Source organism: Pedobacter sp. FW305-3-2-15-E-R2A2, assembly GCF_038446955.1.
Lineage (GTDB): Bacteria > Bacteroidota > Bacteroidia > Sphingobacteriales > Sphingobacteriaceae > Pedobacter.
Genome location: NZ_CP151803.1, coordinates 2,357,531 through 2,376,121 on the forward strand (window position 1 = coordinate 2,357,531; position 18,591 = coordinate 2,376,121).

Annotated in this window: 20 protein-coding genes; 12 read left to right on the forward strand and 8 right to left on the reverse strand. The window is 41.5% G+C overall.

Annotated features, from left to right (window positions below):
* Positions 1-129: 129 nt before the first annotated feature.
* Complete coding sequence (locus AAFF35_RS09790; RefSeq protein WP_342332266.1) at positions 130-522, forward strand: (deoxy)nucleoside triphosphate pyrophosphohydrolase; 393 nt, start codon at positions 130-132, stop codon at positions 520-522.
* On the opposite strand, the gene AAFF35_RS09795 is transcribed toward AAFF35_RS09790, so the two are convergent.
* On the reverse strand, positions 519-3,047 hold the full coding sequence (locus AAFF35_RS09795) for an SEL1-like repeat protein (protein WP_342332268.1): 2,529 nt from the start codon (positions 3,045-3,047) through the stop codon (positions 519-521). The genes AAFF35_RS09790 and AAFF35_RS09795 overlap by 4 nt on opposite strands.
* Positions 3,048-3,380: 333 nt before the next feature.
* On the opposite strand from AAFF35_RS09795, the gene AAFF35_RS09800 reads away from it, so the two are divergent.
* Positions 3,381-5,516 (forward strand): prolyl oligopeptidase family serine peptidase, encoded by a 2,136-nt coding sequence (locus AAFF35_RS09800; RefSeq protein WP_342332269.1) that lies wholly within the window; start codon positions 3,381-3,383, stop codon positions 5,514-5,516.
* Positions 5,517-5,545: 29 nt separating this feature from the next.
* Here AAFF35_RS09800 and AAFF35_RS09805 read toward each other — a convergent pair whose 3' ends face one another.
* On the reverse strand, positions 5,546-6,028 hold the full coding sequence (locus AAFF35_RS09805; protein WP_342332270.1) for a redoxin domain-containing protein: 483 nt from the start codon (positions 6,026-6,028) through the stop codon (positions 5,546-5,548).
* A gap of 169 nt (positions 6,029-6,197) precedes the next feature.
* On the opposite strand from AAFF35_RS09805, the gene lspA reads away from it, so the two are divergent.
* The 5 genes from lspA (at position 6,198) to AAFF35_RS09830 (ending at position 9,687) form a co-directional block, all read left to right on the forward strand.
* A complete protein-coding gene (lspA, locus tag AAFF35_RS09810; RefSeq protein WP_342332271.1) occupies positions 6,198-6,716 on the forward strand; it encodes a signal peptidase II in 519 nt (172 codons plus the stop codon).
* A gap of 39 nt (positions 6,717-6,755) precedes the next feature.
* Positions 6,756-7,433, forward strand: a complete 678-nt coding sequence (locus AAFF35_RS09815; protein WP_342332272.1) for a response regulator transcription factor — start codon at positions 6,756-6,758, stop codon at positions 7,431-7,433.
* On the forward strand, positions 7,430-8,695 hold the full coding sequence (locus tag AAFF35_RS09820) for a HAMP domain-containing sensor histidine kinase (protein ID WP_342332273.1): 1,266 nt from the start codon (positions 7,430-7,432) through the stop codon (positions 8,693-8,695). Before AAFF35_RS09815 ends, AAFF35_RS09820 begins: the two co-directional genes overlap by 4 nt.
* An 85-nt stretch (positions 8,696-8,780) precedes the next feature.
* The gene (locus AAFF35_RS09825; RefSeq protein ID WP_342332274.1) at positions 8,781-9,215 is read left to right on the forward strand and encodes a PepSY-like domain-containing protein; all 435 of its coding nucleotides are present in this window, start codon (positions 8,781-8,783) and stop codon (positions 9,213-9,215) included.
* Positions 9,216-9,234: 19 nt separating this feature from the next.
* The gene (locus AAFF35_RS09830) at positions 9,235-9,687 is read left to right on the forward strand and encodes a PepSY-like domain-containing protein (protein WP_342332275.1); all 453 of its coding nucleotides are present in this window, start codon (positions 9,235-9,237) and stop codon (positions 9,685-9,687) included.
* A 66-nt stretch (positions 9,688-9,753) separates the two neighbouring features.
* On the opposite strand, the gene AAFF35_RS09835 is transcribed toward AAFF35_RS09830, so the two are convergent.
* The 5 genes from AAFF35_RS09835 to AAFF35_RS09855 form a co-directional block, all read right to left on the reverse strand.
* Positions 9,754-11,112 (reverse strand): M56 family metallopeptidase, encoded by a 1,359-nt coding sequence (locus AAFF35_RS09835; protein WP_342332276.1) that lies wholly within the window; start codon positions 11,110-11,112, stop codon positions 9,754-9,756.
* Positions 11,109-11,477: a BlaI/MecI/CopY family transcriptional regulator gene (locus tag AAFF35_RS09840; RefSeq protein WP_074610536.1), complete on the reverse strand. Its 369-nt coding sequence runs from the start codon at positions 11,475-11,477 to the stop codon at positions 11,109-11,111. Before AAFF35_RS09840 ends, AAFF35_RS09835 begins: the two co-directional genes overlap by 4 nt.
* 233 nt (positions 11,478-11,710) lie before the next feature.
* The gene (locus AAFF35_RS09845) at positions 11,711-13,030 is read right to left on the reverse strand and encodes a HAMP domain-containing sensor histidine kinase (RefSeq protein ID WP_342332278.1); all 1,320 of its coding nucleotides are present in this window, start codon (positions 13,028-13,030) and stop codon (positions 11,711-11,713) included.
* Positions 13,031-13,705, reverse strand: coding sequence for a response regulator transcription factor (locus tag AAFF35_RS09850; RefSeq protein ID WP_342332279.1), 675 nt, complete (start codon positions 13,703-13,705; stop codon positions 13,031-13,033).
* A 9-nt stretch (positions 13,706-13,714) separates the two neighbouring features.
* Entirely contained in the window at positions 13,715-13,993 is a 279-nt protein-coding gene (locus tag AAFF35_RS09855) for a hypothetical protein (protein WP_342332280.1), read from the reverse strand.
* Between the two features lie 237 nt (positions 13,994-14,230).
* On the opposite strand from AAFF35_RS09855, the gene AAFF35_RS09860 reads away from it, so the two are divergent.
* Both AAFF35_RS09860 and AAFF35_RS09865 read left to right on the forward strand, forming a co-directional pair.
* On the forward strand, positions 14,231-14,833 hold the full coding sequence (locus AAFF35_RS09860) for a hypothetical protein (RefSeq protein ID WP_342332281.1): 603 nt from the start codon (positions 14,231-14,233) through the stop codon (positions 14,831-14,833).
* A gap of 59 nt (positions 14,834-14,892) precedes the next feature.
* Positions 14,893-15,417 carry a hypothetical protein gene (locus tag AAFF35_RS09865; protein ID WP_342332282.1) on the forward strand — a complete coding sequence of 175 codons (525 nt, stop codon included), beginning with the start codon at positions 14,893-14,895 and terminating at the stop codon, positions 15,415-15,417.
* A gap of 65 nt (positions 15,418-15,482) precedes the next feature.
* Here AAFF35_RS09865 and AAFF35_RS09870 read toward each other — a convergent pair whose 3' ends face one another.
* The gene (locus AAFF35_RS09870) at positions 15,483-16,184 is read right to left on the reverse strand and encodes a DUF4397 domain-containing protein (RefSeq protein WP_342332283.1); all 702 of its coding nucleotides are present in this window, start codon (positions 16,182-16,184) and stop codon (positions 15,483-15,485) included.
* Positions 16,185-16,365: 181 nt separating this feature from the next.
* On the opposite strand from AAFF35_RS09870, the gene rpiB reads away from it, so the two are divergent.
* The 3 genes from rpiB (at position 16,366) to AAFF35_RS09885 (ending at position 18,581) form a co-directional block, all read left to right on the forward strand.
* The gene (gene rpiB, locus AAFF35_RS09875) at positions 16,366-16,812 is read left to right on the forward strand and encodes a ribose 5-phosphate isomerase B (RefSeq protein ID WP_342332284.1); all 447 of its coding nucleotides are present in this window, start codon (positions 16,366-16,368) and stop codon (positions 16,810-16,812) included.
* Positions 16,813-17,374: 562 nt separating this feature from the next.
* The gene (locus AAFF35_RS09880; RefSeq protein WP_342332285.1) at positions 17,375-17,929 is read left to right on the forward strand and encodes a GNAT family N-acetyltransferase; all 555 of its coding nucleotides are present in this window, start codon (positions 17,375-17,377) and stop codon (positions 17,927-17,929) included.
* Between the two features lie 82 nt (positions 17,930-18,011).
* Positions 18,012-18,581, forward strand: coding sequence for an RNA polymerase sigma-70 factor (locus AAFF35_RS09885; RefSeq protein WP_342332286.1), 570 nt, complete (start codon positions 18,012-18,014; stop codon positions 18,579-18,581).
* Positions 18,582-18,591: the final 10 nt, after the last annotated feature.

The window sequence follows — 18,591 nt, forward strand, 5'->3', positions numbered from 1 at the left end:
CAACAGACTCTTTTCTATATCCAGGCAATAGCTTTCCTGTCTACAAGGTCGGATTCTTAGAAATCCTGTTTAGATATGTATTAAGAAGTAATATGAAGCGAATGTAGGGATAAAAAATTATCTTCGGCTATGATTGATGTTTGTTGTGCAATTATTGTTGATGGAGAAGGAAAGGTCCTGGTTGCTCAACGGAGTGCGGGGATGTTATTGCCCCTGAAGATGGAGTTCCCGGGTGGAAAGATCGAACCGGGAGAAAGTGCTGAAGCCTGTCTGATCAGGGAGATCAGGGAAGAACTGAATGTCGACATTCAGATCCTGTCCGAAAGGCCCGCACATCAGCATGTATATCCGGAATTTGCCATTCGGCTGATACCTTTTGTTTGCAGGATCATTGCCGGTAATGTATTATTGAAAGAGCATGCTTCCTATAGCTGGATGGAAACATCCGCCTTGCGGGGTTGTGATTGGGCAGCAGCGGATATTCCCATTGTTAACGATTATCTGGATTCTTTGGCAGGTTAACGGAACCACCCCCACTTTTTTGGGGGATTTTCATCTGGCGGATCAATCCCTGCCGCTCTGGCTAAAGCCACCAATTCCAGTGCTTTTTCTTTGTCTTTTACTTCATCGTGATATCGGTACAGCCTGATCAGTTCCAGATAAGCGCTGGTCTGGCCAAGTTCTAGTGCCTGATGATAAAACGACAATGCTTTACGGATATCCGGCTTACAACCCTGACCAAGTTCGTACATGGTTGCAAGGTTGTGGGCGGATTGTGCATCGCCTTCTTTTGCACTTGTTTTGTAATAAGCGATTGCTGCTACATAGTCTTCCTTCAGATAAAGTACATAGGCATGTCTGCCATGATTGGGGAAATCATGCTGCTCTGCCTGCTGGTAATGTTTTAATGCTTTGTCCAGATTTTGCTGAACCCATATTCCTTCCACGTAAAGGTCTGCAAGATTTGCATGTGCCCTTCCATCCCCATATTCTGCAGCCCTTTCATACCAGCGGATCGCCTGGTCAATATCTTGTTTTACACCGATTCCGTTGAGGTAACAGACGGCGAGTCCGTTTATCGCATCTATGGAACCGGCTTTCATTCCTTTATGGTACCAAAAGTAAGCCTTGTCCGCATCGTAATGAGGGCCATTGCTGCTGTAAATAAAGCCCAGGTCGTTCATCGAATCAGCATCTCCCTTCTCTGCTGCAAGCAGGTGGTATTTGATGGCATTATCAAGATCTCCCTCATCAAATGCCTTTGATCCTTTATGGTAAAGGTCCAGGGCCGGCGCATTGGTTCCTGCCAGATCGGCCAGGATTTCCCGTTGCTCATCTGCCAGGCTTTCGGGGTAGTAACCTTTAGAGAGCTGCCTGGCTGCAATTTCATGGTCTACAGGCTTCATCCGCTGATCACTGTAAACGAGGAATACATGCTTGTCAAGGAAACCCAGGAGCTCCCAGCTGCCGTCCTTATTTCTACGGATATCATCCCTCATGGAATCAAACTGAGGACTGATAAATATATTTCTTCCGTCCATGGCATCAAAGAAGCCAACTTTTCCGTCTTGAAATATACGGAAACACCCCTCATTGAGCTCATCGATGCGCTTGTAAATGCAAGGGAGCAAGATGCCATCCGCGATACGGAACAGTCCGAATTTCCCCTTCTGCTTCAGGATGTAAGCCTGGCTTCCGCTGCAGTAAATGATCTCCTGATATTCCGGGGGAAGGATGATCTGGCCATCCTGTCTGATCAGCGATTGCAGTTTTATGCTCTTTTTTCCGTCTGCAGATGCAATTTCAGTTGGTACGAAAAAATGCTGTTCCTGCTCAAAACCTGCCCATTGTACCTCTATGACGTTATGCGTTCCTATTTTTTTGAAGTCCTGTAGGAAGAAGTGTCGTTGGTTATTAGATTTGTGGACGCCAGAATAATAGTTATAGCCATCAAATCCATGGCAAATGATTTCCTCTATATATTCAAAAGGCAATAAGATGTCGTTGCTGGCATTGGCTACTCCCCAGGTTTCTTCTTTGCAAACATTAAAATAATGAGGCTCGAGGCTGAGGTCGGTAATGTCGTCGTAAAGGAAAGCCACCTCCATATTTTGACCTGGCTGAAGGAAGCCATATTTGTCGTTTAATTTTACAATGGCTGTTCCTTTACTCAGGTCGAAGGCATCATCATATTGAAGAGGAACAACTATTTCTCCCTGACGGTTGACATATCCATATTTACCATCCTTTTGGACGAGTGCAAACGATTCTCCTTCCGGAAAATAATAAATCTCATCGTAAAGTGCAGGAATCAGCACCTGCCCGGCATCATCTTTCATTCCTTTAAGGTCATTTTCCGTGTAAAAAATCTGATCAGGAAACTCGTTGTCTTCGGTTTCTTCATCGTCATATACACCGGAGCTGATGACCTGCCAGCCATAACCATAGCCGGAATGGTTCAGGTAAGGTTTGAAGCTTTGAAAGTGATACGAGCCCTGGTTAAATTCCGGACAGTTGTCCAATAAGGAAGGATCGTCCTGTTCCATGGCTTCTTTTAGGATGGCATTGGTGGTATTGAGGTCATTCAGCATTTTAATGGCCTGTATTTTATGTGGCGCATCATCCATATTAAAGACGTCCCAGGCATCCAGATGGAAAAAATCATGAACGACTTTTTCGTCCAGAAATTTAAAGATGCGTTGTTTGGCCATGTCAAAAGCGTTTTCATCATCGATGAGCTCCGCTTTATGTTTGTCTATAAAATCATAAAAAGCTTTGATGCGTTGAATTCCCAAAGGAGCAGGGGCATAGATTCCGCCCTCAGTCCCATTGAATACCGGTGTTGAAATCATCGGCTGATGTGCAAACAAAGGGTGTAAAAATAGAGGGAATTCATAGTTCCATTCTACCATCAGCAGGTTGTCTTCGGTATTGCCACCTATCCCTGCCAGAATGCTTGCTAAAAAGTCCGGATTCTCTGCTGTGTCAGTCATCTTTTCCGGAAGCAGGCCTTGGTTTAAGTTGTATAAGTATATTCTGTGCGCCATTAAAAATTGAAATCGTTTCTTATCCGTTTTGTGCAATAATAATGCAAGGAAACTGATAATCGGAATTATTTATCAAGATTTCTATTTTCGTGTAATTTTAAGTTTAGAAATTGAAGATTGAGAAAGTATTACTTAAATTCGAATTTCAAGGGAATAGCTGGAAAGTCATCGTGATCATGTTGCTTAGGCGATATCAGGAACCGGGTTTTAACGCGGATGATCTTCATCACCTTAAAACCGGTTTAGGAGTGCTTAAGAATCATTAACTGTGCTTTTGAACGCTTGAGAACCATTGGAAATCAATAAACTAAACGAAAAAACAATAATTAACTGATGAAAAGCTCAAAAAACGCATTGATATTTCTGGCAACTATGCTTCCGATTTTTGCAGAAGCACAGCTCAGTAATACAGGAAAGAAAACTATGATTTATCCGGAAACGAAAAAAGAAAATGTAAAAGACACCTATTTTGGAACGAGTGTAGACGATCCTTACCGATGGTTGGAAGATGACCGTTCTGAGGATACAAAACAATGGGTAACTGCACAAAACGTGGTGACGCAGAAATACATGTCGCAAATTCCTTACCGCAACGACATTAAAGAGCGTTTGAAACATTTGATGAATTATGAGAAATATTCTCAGCCATTCAAAGAAGGAGGTTATACCTATTATTATAAAAATACAGGGCTGCAGAACCAAAGTGTATTGTACCGTCAGAAAGAAGGAGGGGAGCCAGAGATTTTTCTGGACCCAAATACTTTTTCTAAGGATGCCACTACCTCACTTGCCGGAATCAGCTTTTCTAAAGATGGAAGCCTGCTGGCCTATCAGTTGTCTGAAGGTGGTTCCGACTGGACAAAGGTCATCGTTATGAAATCTGCCGATAAAACGGTTGTTGGAGAAACCATAACAGATGTTAAATTCTCAGGAATCTCCTGGCAGGGGAACGATGGTTTTTATTATAGCAGCTATGATAAACCGGCAGAAGGAAGCCAGCTTTCTGGTCTGACTCAATACCATAAATTATTTTATCACAAACTAGGGACCGCACAGAAAGAGGATCAGCTGATCTTTGGAGGTGATAAAACCCCAAGACGTTATATTGGCGCAGGATTAACGGAAGATGAACGCTATCTCGTCATCTCTGCCGCAAATTCAACTTCTGGAAATGAACTTTACATCAAGGACCTGAAAGCTAAAGATGGCGCAATTGTTCCCATTGTAAATAATTTCGATAAGAACCATAACATCATTGATAATGTGGGAAGCAAACTGTTCATTTATACCAATCTTAATGCGGCTAACGGGCGGGTGGTTACCGTTGATGCGGGGAGTCCGGGAGTTGAAAACTGGAAAGACCTGATCAAAGAAACGGAAAATGTATTGAGCCCTTCTACCGGTGGTGGTAAGCTGTTTGCCAATTACATCAAAGATGCAGTATCTATGGTGTTGCAATACGACAGAAATGGTAAACTGGAACATGAGATTAAGTTACCGGGTATCGGTTCTGCCTCTGGTTTTGGAAGTAAGCAATCGGAAAAAGAATTGTATTATACATTTACCTCTTACGTATATCCGGCTACCATTTTCAGGTATGCTATTGAAACGGGTAAATCCGAAGTTTATAAAAAATCGGGAGTAGACTTTGATCCTGCGAACTATGAATCTAAGCAGGTTTTTTATGCTTCTAAGGATGGAACGAAGGTTCCGATGATCATTACTTATAAGAAAGGGATTGCCCTGAATGGGAAAAATCCAACAGTATTGTACGGATACGGAGGCTTTGATGTGAGTCTGACACCTTCTTTCAGTACGGCAAATATTATCCTGATGGACCAGGGTGGGATTTATGCAGTGGCTAACCTTCGCGGTGGTGGAGAGTATGGCGAAAAATGGCATCTGGCAGGAACAAAACTACAAAAGCAAAACGTATTTGATGATTTCATCGCAGCAGGAGAATACCTGATTGCCAATAAATATACTTCGAAAGATTACCTGGCCAGTATGGGCGGTTCGAATGGCGGATTGTTGGTTGGTGCAACACTGGCACAACGTCCGGATCTTTTTAAAGTGGCTTTCCCGGCAGTAGGGGTAATGGATATGTTGCGTTACCATAAATTCACGGCCGGAGCAGGCTGGAGTTATGATTACGGAACTTCTGAAGATTCGAAAGAGATGTTTGATTATTTGTATAAATACTCACCTGTACATGCGCTAAAGGCAGGAACTAAATACCCGGCAACATTGGTGACGACGGCTGACCATGACGATCGTGTGGTTCCGGCGCACTCGTTCAAATTTGCAGCAAATTTACAGAAAGACCAGGCAGGTGATGCCCCTGTTCTGATCAGTATTCAGACCAATGCCGGACATGGTGCCGGTAAACCTACAGATAAGGCGATAGAAGAAATTGCCGATCGTTGGGCATTCCTGTTTTACAATATGGGTATTACTTATAAAAAGTAACACCCCTTTAAAAGATGTGTTTAAGGACGCTATTTAACAAGTTTTAGGACCTTAGGCACATCTTTTTCACTTGAGCTGAAAATGATCAGTTTCTTATCCGCACCAAAAAGATATAATGAAGGATATTGTTTCGGATGAAACAATGGAATGAAAACATAGTCCTTATCCTGTAAGGTCGTTACATTCTTCATTGATTTTAGGGGTTTTGCATAGGTATCCATAAAATAATTGATAGAGCGAAAAACATCCTGAGAAACCAGGTACAGGTTTGCGCCCGACAATTCCTTGCTGCTTTTTGACAGGTTGGTTGCCACCGTCTGACAATGGCCACAGGTCGCATCAAAAAACATGATCAGGGATTTCTTTCCCTTAGGAATCTGATCTGTGGTAAAACTGGTCCCATCTGCCTTGTAAAAAGTAGCTTTAGGAATAACCGAACCGGCAGGGAGTCCCTGCGAAAATGCACTTAACGAAAAGGCAGTGATAAGAAATGTAAAGAAAATTCGTTTCATCTGGGATGTTTTATAGGTTAATATTTGCTAATATCTGATTCTAAAGCATTACTTGTATCATTTGAATTCAAAATTACAATTCCTATATTTATCAGCTGAGCTGCCATTGCAAAATTATTCTGGCATTTATCATCAGTTGAGTCCTTATAAATAGACAACACGAAAGACAATGAAAAAAATGAAGTGGACTGGTTTGGCGGGGAAAGTTTTGATCCTGGTGATTGTAATGTTTAATATCGGTTGTGACCAGATTACAAAATCTATCGTCAGGGACCATGTGCAGTCCAATGCAAATATCAAGGTGCTCAGTGATCAGATTACCCTGACCAATGTAGAAAATTCAGGTGCTTTTTTAAGCGTTGGCGATTCGCTTCATTCCGGAGTTAAGTTTGTGTTACTTTTATTAATGCCTTTAGCGGTTCTGTTGATGGGTGTTTATTTCGTGATGACCCGAAAAAACCTGTCTCCTTTGCTGACTTTTGGGATTTGCTGTGTAATTGGTGGTGGGGCAGGAAACCTATACGACCGCATTATTTATGGCTCTGTAACAGACTTTCTTCACATCGACTTTGTCATCTTTCAAACCGGTGTTTTTAATGCAGCAGATCTTTCTATTATGTTGGGAATGCTGCTGATCGTGATCGATTCCTTTTCAAGAAGGAAGCTTGCGAATGTCAGCTATAGTTAATCCCGGATCTTTCCGGTTTTGTTACTCAATTTTGTATTCATGAAGTTATTGGTTGTCGAAGATGAGGTTGAGCTGCTGGAAGTAATCCGTCAGTCGCTGGAAAAAGAAAACTATCTGGTAGAAACTGCTGGCAGTTATGCCCTGGCCTTAGAAAAGATCGTTTCCTATGAATACGATTGTATCCTGCTGGACATTATGTTGCCAGATGGAACTGGTCTGGACCTCCTGGCTGAGCTAAAACAAATGAATAAATCTGATAACGTGATTATCATTTCTGCGAAAGATTCCCTGGAAGACAAGATCAAAGGCCTGGAAATGGGAGCTGATGATTACCTCGTGAAGCCTTTCCATATTGCAGAGCTCAATGCAAGGATCAAGTCTGTATTGAGAAGAAAATCACTGAACGGTAAAAATGCCATCGAACACGCCAATGTTAAAATTGACCTCGATGAACGTCAGGTCTGGATCGATGGGGATGAACTGGTACTGAACCGCAAAGAATTCGACATTTTAAGCTACCTCGCCGTAAATAAAAACCGCCTGGTCAATAAAACCGCATTGGCGGAACAAGTTTGGGGTGACTATATGGACGGAGCAGACGACTATGAGTTCATCTATTCCCAAATTAAGAACCTCCGTAAGAAACTTAAAGAAAAAAGTGCGGGCATAGAGATTCAGGCGGTATATGGAATCGGTTATAAACTGGTGGTCGTATGAACCTGCTGAATTATACGCTTAAATACCTTTCTATAGCCTTATTGCTGGTGATCAGCATCTGGGCAGTCCTCTTTTATTTCAATATGATTGATGAGGTGCAGGACAGCCTTGATGATGGATTGGAAAATAGTAAAATGCTGGTCATACAGCGGGTAGAAAAAGACAGTGGAATCATTCAGCGCTCCGGATTTTCTGAACACAATTACGAGATTAAAGAAGTGACCGAAAGATCAGGATTGAAATTTAAAGATAAGTATCAGGATACACTCATGTATACCCTTAATGAGGAAGACATGGAGCCTTTTCGGATGCTGACCACCGTATTTAACAAGGACAATAAGTACTATGAAATGAAGGTGGTATCTTCTACAGTGGAAGAGGACGACCTCGTGAGGGGCCTGTTGTACAGTCTGATCTGGCTCTATGCAGCGATATTGATCAGTTTTTTTGTGATCAATCACCTCTTGCTCCGAAGAATATGGACTCCGTTTTATCAGTTGCTCAGAAGACTAAAAGCATTCCGGCTGGACCAGGACCAGGGAATAGAGACTGGCAGCACTGAAGTGAAAGAATTTAAGGAACTGAATGTGGCGGTAAAGAGCCTGGTCACGCAATCTGTTGGTACGTATGGAAGTCAGAAGCAGTTTATCGAAAATGCGGCACATGAATTACAAACGCCACTGGCGATCAGCCTGAACAGGCTGGAGTTGCTGGCAGAAAGTGAAGACCTTTCAGATCAACATCTGGAGGCTATCGGGCAGGTCATTGGCACCTTGCAAAGGCTTACCCGGTTGAATAAATCTCTTTTGCTACTCTCGAAAATTGAAAATAAACAATATGGAGAAGTGGCCTTACTTTCGATCAACATGCTGATGAAAACATTGATTTCAGAGTATGAAGATTTTGCGCAGCTGAAATCCGTTCAGATCCATTTGGAGGAAGAGGCGCTGCTGGAAGTTGCCATGAACAAAGACCTGGCAGCGATATTAATTTCTAATTTACTTAAAAATGCCATTACCCATAATATTGCGGGAGGAACCGTTGCCGTATCGATCAGCAGTCAGGGCTTAGTGATCAGTAACACCGGCCGTTCTGTTGCGCTGGATCCGGAGCAGGTCTTTAAGCGCTTTAAAAAGGACAGTCAGGCGCAAAGCAGTACCGGTCTTGGGCTTGCCATCGTAAAAGCAATTATCGATCTCTATGGTTTCGATATTCAATATTCCTATACAGATCAGCATCATCTAAAAATAAATTTCAGATAATTGATTTTTTAATTCATTCTGGTATTCCTTTCCAGTTTCTTTTCAGATTTGACCTCTTTCTTTGTGGTATATAAAAAACATGACCATGAAACAGAGCATTATATTAGCAGCAGGTCTGCTTTTTTCGGGGCTTACTTATGCGCAGGACATTCCTGTAAAAGAGGTGCCTTCCGTAGTACTTAATTCCTTTAACAAAGCGTTTCCACAAGCCCTGAAAGTAGACTGGGAGAAGAAAGGAGATTTGTTCAATGCAGATTTTGATATCGGCAGAAGAGACCATGAAGTATGGCTAAATCCTAAGGGAGGAATCGTAAAACATAAAAAAGAGCTTCGTGTCCGGGAATTGCCTTCAGTGATCGTCAACAGCATCAAAAAGAATTTCAAAGGGTTCAGAATTGATGAGGTAGATAAGTATGAAGAAGAAAAACAATTCTTTTATAAGGTCGAATTGAAAACCCTTTCTGAAGAGAAAAAAGTAGTTTTTGATGCACAAGGAAAAATCAGCAACAGAATTTTATAATCCCCAAAACAAGAATAATATGAACACATTTAAAAGAACATTAACCACCCTGAGCCTTGCATTGGCACTTACTGTAACCTTGTCCAGCTGTGATAAAGACGATGATGTAGTCATTCCGGAAACGGAACTCTCTGCAGAAGCCAAAGCTTATGTGAATACACATTTTAATGGTGCAGCCATTACTCAGGTGATCAAAGATAAAGAAGGATTAAGCCATGAATACGAAGTGATTCTTAACAATGGCGTGAAACTGGAATTCAATACAAAAGGAGAAGTGGAAAGCATCAAAAGCTTGAAAAAATTGCCTGACAGCGTGATTCCGGTAAAGGTTTTAGCTTATGTAAAAGCGAATTATCCAGCGGAATTTATTACAGAATGGGAATTGGATTTGAACGATCAGGAAGTTCAGTTGTCGACCGGAATGGAGCTGAAATTTAGTAAGACCGGTGATTTTTTAAGAATAGATATTTAAAGAGAAGCAAAATTCCAATTACACCAATACGTCATCCTGAAGCTATTCATGATGACGTATTGGTGTTTATGGTTTAGAAGTGTTTACGGTATTTTTTGTTTCTAAGTTCGTAGTTGCTTTATTTTTAGTGTTTAAATTGATGGTGGTTTTGATATTGGTATTTACATGATTCAGTTCTGAGGATTTTAAGCTTTTAGCCGGTTTTTCCTTGATTTTTATGGAGCGCAGCCTCTTATTTCGCTCAACCGGCGGCGGTGGTGGCGGACCGTCTACCGCATGTGCAGGTTCAACTGGTGGCGGCGGTGGTGGTGGTACTGCATTTGACTGCTTTACTGGCGAAATCGGACGATCAGGTACCACTAGTGGTGGAGGAAATTTAACCTTACTTCTATGTTTTGCTCTGGGAGCCGGGCGGTCAGATACAACGATAGGGGGAGGGAATTTAGCGTTGTTTTCTCGTATTTCCGCTGGGCTGAGTTGTTTTTTCTTTACCGCTTTTTTCCTGGTTGTATCTTGAGTATAGCGCTTGATACCAATGGTTTTTATCGTATTCGGATAAAAATCCACTAAACCATAATCTTTAGTAAATGCCACTGTGGAAGTGCAAAGCATTCCCCCAACGAGTGGTAGTGTCAGCAAGAGCTTGAGCCTCGCTCGCCCTGTTGATTTTTCTTTGTTTAACATGTTGATTCTCTGTTTAAGTATGGATGGATTGAAAATTTGATTGCTCAGTTGTTTTGTTTCTGCACCAAAGGAATTCCTGATCAGAAAAAGGGCATAATCGTGCTTTTGGATCTCTTCACTCGTAGTCAGTTCATCGGCAATGTATTCATGTAAGAGTTTGATGTCTTTCTTGATCAGGTAACTCACCGGATTAAACCAGTTTAGAATTTGAATAATTTCAAAAAACAGGATGTCCAGGCTATGTCTTTGCCGGATATGAACCATTTCATGTTTTAGAATGGTTTCTTTGCCGGCAGCATTTGCAGGGATAAACAGGAGGTTAAAAAAAGAGAATGCAGATTTGCCCTTCTCCAGCTCAATATGAATGACTTGTCCATCATGATGTTTTTTTGTCGTTCTGGAAAGCGCAATAATCTGGTAGAGGTCTCTCAGTAATTTTAAAGAGAAAAACACCGCAACAAGCCAATAGAGGCTACTGATGCCCAGTTTAATCAGATCGCTTCCCTCATCTGCAATGGGGTTGAATGCTCCAGTTGGCATGGCATCATATTCCGGTTGAAAAAAGCGATTCAGGTAGCCAATCTGCAGTAGGGGTAAAGCGAAGGCCAGCAGGGTAGCACCGATCAGAAAATACCGGTTTATGCTGTAAAATGTTTCTTTGTGGAATAGCAAATGATAGCAGCCATAAAATAAGGCAACATATAAATTAGCTTCCAACAGATAATATAACCAATTCATCATTTCTTGTTTTTAAGTTTTTCCGCCAGTTGAATCAATTCATCGAGCTCCTCGAGGTCCATATTTTTCTCTTTTACCAAAAAGGAAACCAGGCTCTGGTAAGAGTTTTCAAAGTAATTGTTCATGACCTTGTCAAAAGCAAAGTGTTTGTATTGAGCTTCTGTAATCAGCGGGAAATAAATGTGTGTGTTTCCAACTGCTTTATGGTCAATAAACCCCTTTCCTTCCAGGACCCGGATTACTGTGGAGACGGTATTATAGGCCGGTTTTGGGGGAGCCATCTTTTCAATGACATCCTTTGTCAAACCTTCTTTTATTTCCCATAAAATCAACATCACCTGTTCTTCTGCTTTTGTAAGTTCTCTCATTTTATTCTCTTGATATCTAACGTTAATTAAAGTTACTACTATTTTTATAGTTTGCAAACTATTTTTGTAGTTTAATTGAATTGGCTGTATTTCAGCGTTTAGAGGAGGTTTATTTTTTTAATGAATGATGCAGGTTATTGATTTTGGTTTTTAAATCCAGGAAAAGGCAGGACCAGAAAAACTGGAGAAGAAATATCTCTGTAGGATCGGTATCCGGAAATATAAAGCGTTTTTTAAGAAGAAGGAGGGAAGATCAGACTGAAAGTGGTGCCTTCAGCAACTTTAGATTTCACCAGAATTTCAATCCCATGATATAGGGTAATACTTTTTACGATGGACAGGCCAAGACCATAACCTACATTTTCTGTTAGGTTAGCCTTTCTGAAGCGGTCAAAGATAAAATCAAGATCTTCAGCAGCAATGCCGATACCGGTATCCTTGATGGTGATGGTATAGTTTTTTCCTTCCCGGAATTCATCTGTGATCAGGATGCTGCCCTGATTGACGTTGTACTTGATGGCATTATTGATCAGGTTATAGAACAGCTGAAACAAAAGGTCCTGGTTTACATTTTTAAGCAGGCGGTCTTCTTTTAGACTGATGTTGATTTTCAGTTCTTTTTCTGTTAACCGGTGACTGATCTCTTCCATCACCTCATGGATAATTTTAGAAGGCTTTACACTCGCAGATTTCACAAACTGTTGGTTCTCAATCCTGGAGATCAGCAACAGGGAGTTGGAGATTTTCTTTAACCGGCTGAGGGTTTTCATCATCTCTACAATGCGGAGCACCACACTTTCCGGAAGCTGTTCATCTCCCAAAAGATTTTCCATCTTATTCTGAAGGATGCTAATGGGAGTCATGAGCTCATGAGAAGCATTAGCCGTAAATTCACGTTCTTTTTCGAACGCTTCATTGATCTGGTCCATCAGCAGGATTAAAGATTCATCCAGGTATTTGAAATCTTGTGTAGAAGTGGGTACAGGTGGAGAATGATCTTTAAAGGGGAACTTTCTGTTGATCAGTTTACTTTTAATGATTTTGCCTAGAGGTCTGATGAGGGCACGGGTAAAAATAAGGTCAAAAAGCAGGGTTAGGGCGATGAGGCCCATCAATACATATAAAGCGATCCTTTGCAGAGGCTTGTTATATTGGTTGATACTGGCGGTCGTTTTTCCAATCTCCAGCAGGTAGTTTTTGTTTTCGAAGCTAAACGTGTGCATCAGGATCCGGTAACTGAGGGTATCTCTTTCTACGACCCGCTGTGCTGTTTTTATCGTGTCGATCAGGGTTTTGGCTGCTGCGGGTTCCAGTGCAATGTATTCTTCTTTAAGCATGGTATAACTGCCATAGCTGTCATCGCCCTGCAAATAATGATCGATTCCATTTTTATGGACCACATTGATCACTTTTGCCTGTTGGCGGCGTAAGGAATAATTGGTGTATTCGGAAACGATGCTGTCAACCAGAAATGGAAGAGAGACGATAAAGAGCAATACCACTGCCAGTTTGGAGCTGGTGATGAACAGGATTAATTTCGATGATAATTTCATTTACTTCTTTATTCTGTAGCCAACACCCCGTACGGTTTCCAGGAAGTCTGTCGGTGCCCAGGCATTTAATTTCTTTCTGATGTTCTTAATGTGCGCATCAATATAGTTGGAATCGTAGTCGTCATCAGCAAAAGTCCCCCAGATATGCTCACTGAGTTGCATTCTCGTCAATACCCGGTTATTATGGAGAAAAAGGTAGCTCAGCAAATCGAACTCTTTTCTTGACAATTCAATCTGATTGTCCTGAAAAAGGATTAATCTTTTCTGCAGGTCTACGTTGAAATCTCCCAGGGTTAACAACTCTTCTTTGACATTGAACTTACGGCGGGCAATGGCCTGCATTCTGGATTGGAGTTCTAATAAGGAAAAGGGTTTGGGAAGGTAATCATCAGCGCCCAGATCGAGCCCTGCAATGCGGTCTTCCAGGTTTCCCCGGGCAGTAAGGATAATATATGCGGCATCCGGATTGTATTTTTTCGCTTTGGGAAGCAGACTGAGTCCATCCCCGTCAGGTAGTCCGAGGTCAAGCAGGATGAAATCATAGCTGTTGAGTTCTATCTTTTCCAGTCCGTCTTTAATGTTATGGGAGAGGTCACAGATATAGAAAGCCTTTTTCAGGAAGTCTTCCATTTCATAGGCCAGGGTTTTTTCATCTTCAACAATCAGAACTTTCATACCGCCGGCTTAGTCGTTTCTTCGTTTATTTTCTTTGGATGGTCTTTCTCTTTTCTCAGGTTTTACTTCTCCTGGTTTCTCCTGTCTTCTGGATTGAGGTACTTCTTTCACATCAGGTTTCTTATTTTCTTTGCCACGTTCCTGTTTTTTACCCCTTCTGTCCTGATGTAAATTGCTGCTGGAAATCAGGGATGTAGTGGTCGTGTCTCTGGCAAATGTGCCAAGGGGAAGCCAGATGAAAAGTATGGCTGCGATAAATGAACGGAAGAAATTATTGTTGCTCATCATGTAAATATATGGAAAGTTTGCCTCTTCCGAGGCAAACTAACACTCCCTCACTTAAAACATTTGTGTGTTTTATTATCTGCGCCACTCTAATTGAATGATACGAAGATGAGGGTTGAACATGAAATTAAGATGAAAAAGAAAAATAAATTAAATAATTCCAAAATTTCATGTTGATTTCATCTTCGGTATGGAGATTTGATTCAACAACACACAAATGAAACATTAAATAACAGGGTTATGAAAAAGTTAATAGTATTAGGACTGCTCGGTGTAATAGGATGGATGCCATACCGTGCCGCAGCACAAGTTAGCATCAGCTTAAATATTGGCTCGCAGCCTTTATGGGGACCGGTAGGATACGATTATGTAGACAATTATTATTTGCCTGATATCGAATGCTATTATAACGTACCCAGACGTCAGTTCATTTATATGGACAACAGCAGGTGGATCTATTCTTCTTCACTGCCTTCAAGATATAGAGGATATGACCTTTATAACGGGTATAAAGTCGTAGTAAATTCCAGAGATCCTTACCGCAATTTCGACCGCGACCGCATTAGTTATGCAAGATATAGAAATGTAAGAAGCCAGCAGGTGATCAGATATAGCCGTGATTCCAGGTATTATGTAGTTAAAGGACATCCACATGGAGGACACTATGGAAGAGACAGAGATGATAGGGGAAATGGAAATTGGAGAGGACGCGATAGGGACGACGATAGAGGTCATGGTAGAGGAAGAGACAGAGATGACGATAGAGGTCGTGGAAGAGACAGAGACCATGGCAGAGGTGGCGACAGAGATCATGGCAGAGGCCATGGCAGGGGAAGAGATTAACTGCAAATTATTGGGTATATTTAAGTATAAAAAACATCTAAGTATAAAAAACATCAACCATGAAAAAATTAATCGTAATAGGCCTGCTGGGGATAATCGGAATGATTTCGCAGCCTGCAACAGCACAAATCAGTGTTAACGTAAATATTGGCTCGCAGCCTTTATGGGGACCGGTAGGCTACGATCACGTAGATTATTATTATCTGCCTGATATTGAAAGCTATTATTCTGTGCCTAAACAGCAATTTGTTTACATGGATAATGGAAGGTGGATCTTTTCGAGGTCATTGCCTTCGAGGTATCGCAGTTATAACTTGTATAATGGTTATAAAGTGGTGGTCAATTCTTACGATAACTTTAACTCGGATCGGGTAAGGTATGCGAAGTATAAAAAAGTCCGTACGCAAAAGATGATCAGATACAGCAATGATTCCAGATATTATGTGGTAAAGGGCCATCCTCATGGAATGCCTCCTGGACAGGCAAAGAAATATTACGGTAAAGACAACAAAGGAAAAGATAAAGGAAAGTGGAAAGAGGGCCACAATGGTCACGATAAAGGACGTGGAAAAGGAAGAGATTAACACACACAAATAAACCTAAAACGGGCCTCCATGAAAATGGAAGCCCGTTTTTTTTGGTGTGTTTTTTATTTATTGGTGATCAGCTTTGCGGTAATTTTAGGATCCAACCCGGTAGGGTTTAAAAGGCCGATGCTTAATAAGGTATAAATCCCACCTGCCTTGATCTCTGTCTCCGCTAATTCTGCCTGCAGAGGAGTTGCGGTCTTGTTTTTGATCTGAAAAATATATTTCTTAGGTTCTATCTCTATGAAACTGCTGCTGGCTTTATAAGCTTTGTCTGTAATCAGCGCAGCACCATCTTTTACCGCCAGGTCCAGTGCGGGTGCATCAGGAGAAAGATTAATGAAGCGAATCAAAGCTTTAGTCGTTGGTGCAACAGCGACATCATCATTGGCAACCAGAAAATCCAGCTTTGCCTCTTTATCAATAAGGAAAACGGAATAGATCTTTTTATTCTCTAAAGTGATATTTTTAGTAAGCAGGCTTTCCGTACTGCTCGCGGTTGTAAATTTGATGGTATTTTCTCCGGTATTGAGCCTCAGATAGGGAACGGCGCCGCCGAAAGCTAAAGCACCTGAGGAAGTTATTTTACCTCCGTTAATGTAGGCGTTGAAAGTGGCCGGACTGGGAGAGGTATTTACAACCATTAAAGAAGCGGATTCCGGAACCGGTGTTTCTTTTGTAGAGCAGGATGATAATAATGTACCTATGCCAAATAAAGACACCGCGGCTAATCTGTGAAGGTTGTTTTGTGTAAAAATTTTCATATTGATGGGGGCTTAGATTTTTGAATGTTACTGAGGGTAAAACGGAAGACCAGAAAGAAACGCTACAGGTTAACTGTAAAAAGGAATGAAATTTGTAATCCCTAGACTGCGGGTTGCTAATTTTGTACCTTAGGAACAATATTTAAACACTGCTTGATAAAGGCGAAAAATAGAAATCATCATGAAAGTTATTGTAGGTTCAGATCATGCGGGCTTCCGCTATAAAACCATTATTGTTGCCGCTTTAAAAGAGCAGGGCTACGAAGTTCTTGACCTTGGCACTCAGACGGAAACGCCGAGCGATTATCCGGATCATGCTGCTGATGTGGCGCAGGCCCTGATTAATAAACAGGGAGAGCGGGGTATCCTGATTTGTGGAAGTTCCGTAGGGGTAAGTATTGCCGCAAATAAATTTAAAGGAATCCGGGCAGGCGTTTGTCATGATACGTATTCTGCACATCAGTCAGTGGAGCACGATGACGTAAATATTTTATGTATCGGGGAGCGGGTGATAGGCATAGAACTGGCCAAAGACATTGTCTTTGCCTTCTTAAAAGCGGAGTTTTCCAACGAAGAACGCCACCTTAAACGCCTGGCGAAGATTGCAGACATAGAGTCAAAATGGTAGAATACTGCTGATTGGGCAATCACCTTCATCGATGTGGATAACCCTGTGTAAAAGCTGTTGAAAACCTGTTAGTAACATGTTAAAAATAAAATGCATTTATCTTTGCATTAGATAGTTATAGTTTGTAAATTAGTACTATCAAAACGGAAGTAATTTGACCGTCTGAAAGAAAGACTCCAAAAAGAACAAAAGCCTCAGGGCAGAAGTTCTGGAGATTTCAAGGAATTAGTAAAAGATCAGATTCAAAGGAGACAGAGGAAATGATACTTAAAATGCCAGAACTGTTAAGTAAGGGTATATTCACTAAATTCGGGACAGACATTAAAACCTATCCATTATTCTACGGAACGATGTGAAAAGGAGAAGTTCGGAGGGATCAAAGTTGAAATATACTAAGAGGACCAATGAAGGTTAAAATATGGAAAGTTTGATGCTTTTTCGGTGCTACGGCAATGAAAAGGTGGAAACGGAGAACCAAATCGCTAGAAGAGGGACTCCGTTTTCTTTTTGCCTTTTTTTTAATGACCATGCCTTTTTACTTTACGATTTATCTGATTTATTTATGTTCGATCCTTTAGCTGATATCATCACCCCGCGCTTAGTGCTGCGTTTAATCCCGGAAGAGGTTATGGCGGCTTGTCTGTCTCATCAGCTGGAGCAAGCAGTACGGCTATTTGGAACTGAAATCCCTGCCGAAATGCTGGAGGACATGAGTGGACTTGAATATGGCCGGAAACAACTGGAAGCCGACAGCGCTTATTTGCCCTGGTCTGCAAGAGCAATGGTATCCAAAGCGGAAGATATTGTTGTTGGGATGATTCGCTTTCATAGCCTTCCAAATCCTGAATACCTGCAACAGTATGTTCCTGATGCGGTAGAGTTTGGGTACGAGGTTTTTAGTCGATACCAAAGACAAGGGTATGCCAGAGAAGCAGCTGGGGCAGTCATGGTCTGGGCAGAGACAAATTTTAATATTCACCATTTTATCGCTTCTGTATCTCCTGATAATGAAGCCTCTTTAAAACTGATCAGCAGCTTTGGCTTCGATAAGATTGACGAAGTGATGGATGAGGTGGACGGCCCTGAGTATGTCTTTTTACGTGCTGTACCATTTTAATTTTTTAAATAAAGGATTTCTTAACATTAAGGGAATATGGTAGAAGTAGCTTTGTCAAAAAAATCCCATCGAAACAAATCAAATGATTTCCGGTAGCCAACTGATCTCTTTTCTAAAGAAGGGGGACCATAAGGCAATGGAAGACATTTACAGTCTCTATTGGGAAGAAGTGCTGGACAGTGCCTATAAAAGGTTACGTGATGAAGAGGTTGCCCAGGACATTACCCAGGAGATTTTCATCTCTTTATGGGAGAACAGGGAAAAAGTTCAGCTCACAGGTACCTTGCGTGCTTACCTCGAAGGAGCGGTGAAATATCGTGTGATCAATTACTTCCGTTCCTCGGCAATTAAAGAAAAACATAAAGAAGACCTGTCGCTCCTCCTCCGGGATGATTTGGAACATTCCGCGGAAAACAGGTTGATACTCAAAGACCTCCATCAGGAGGTAGATGAAGCAATGCTGGACCTGCCTGAAAAAATGAGACTGATTTTTTCCATGAGCAGAAAGCAGGAAAAAAGTATCGGAGAAATTTCTGATGAGTTGGGTTTGTCTGCCCAAACGGTTAAAAATCAGCTTAGTGCAGCGCTTAAAGTGATGCGGAAAAGACTCTCTTATTTGCTGGTTTTAATCATTTGTATCTTATTCACATAAACTTAACCTA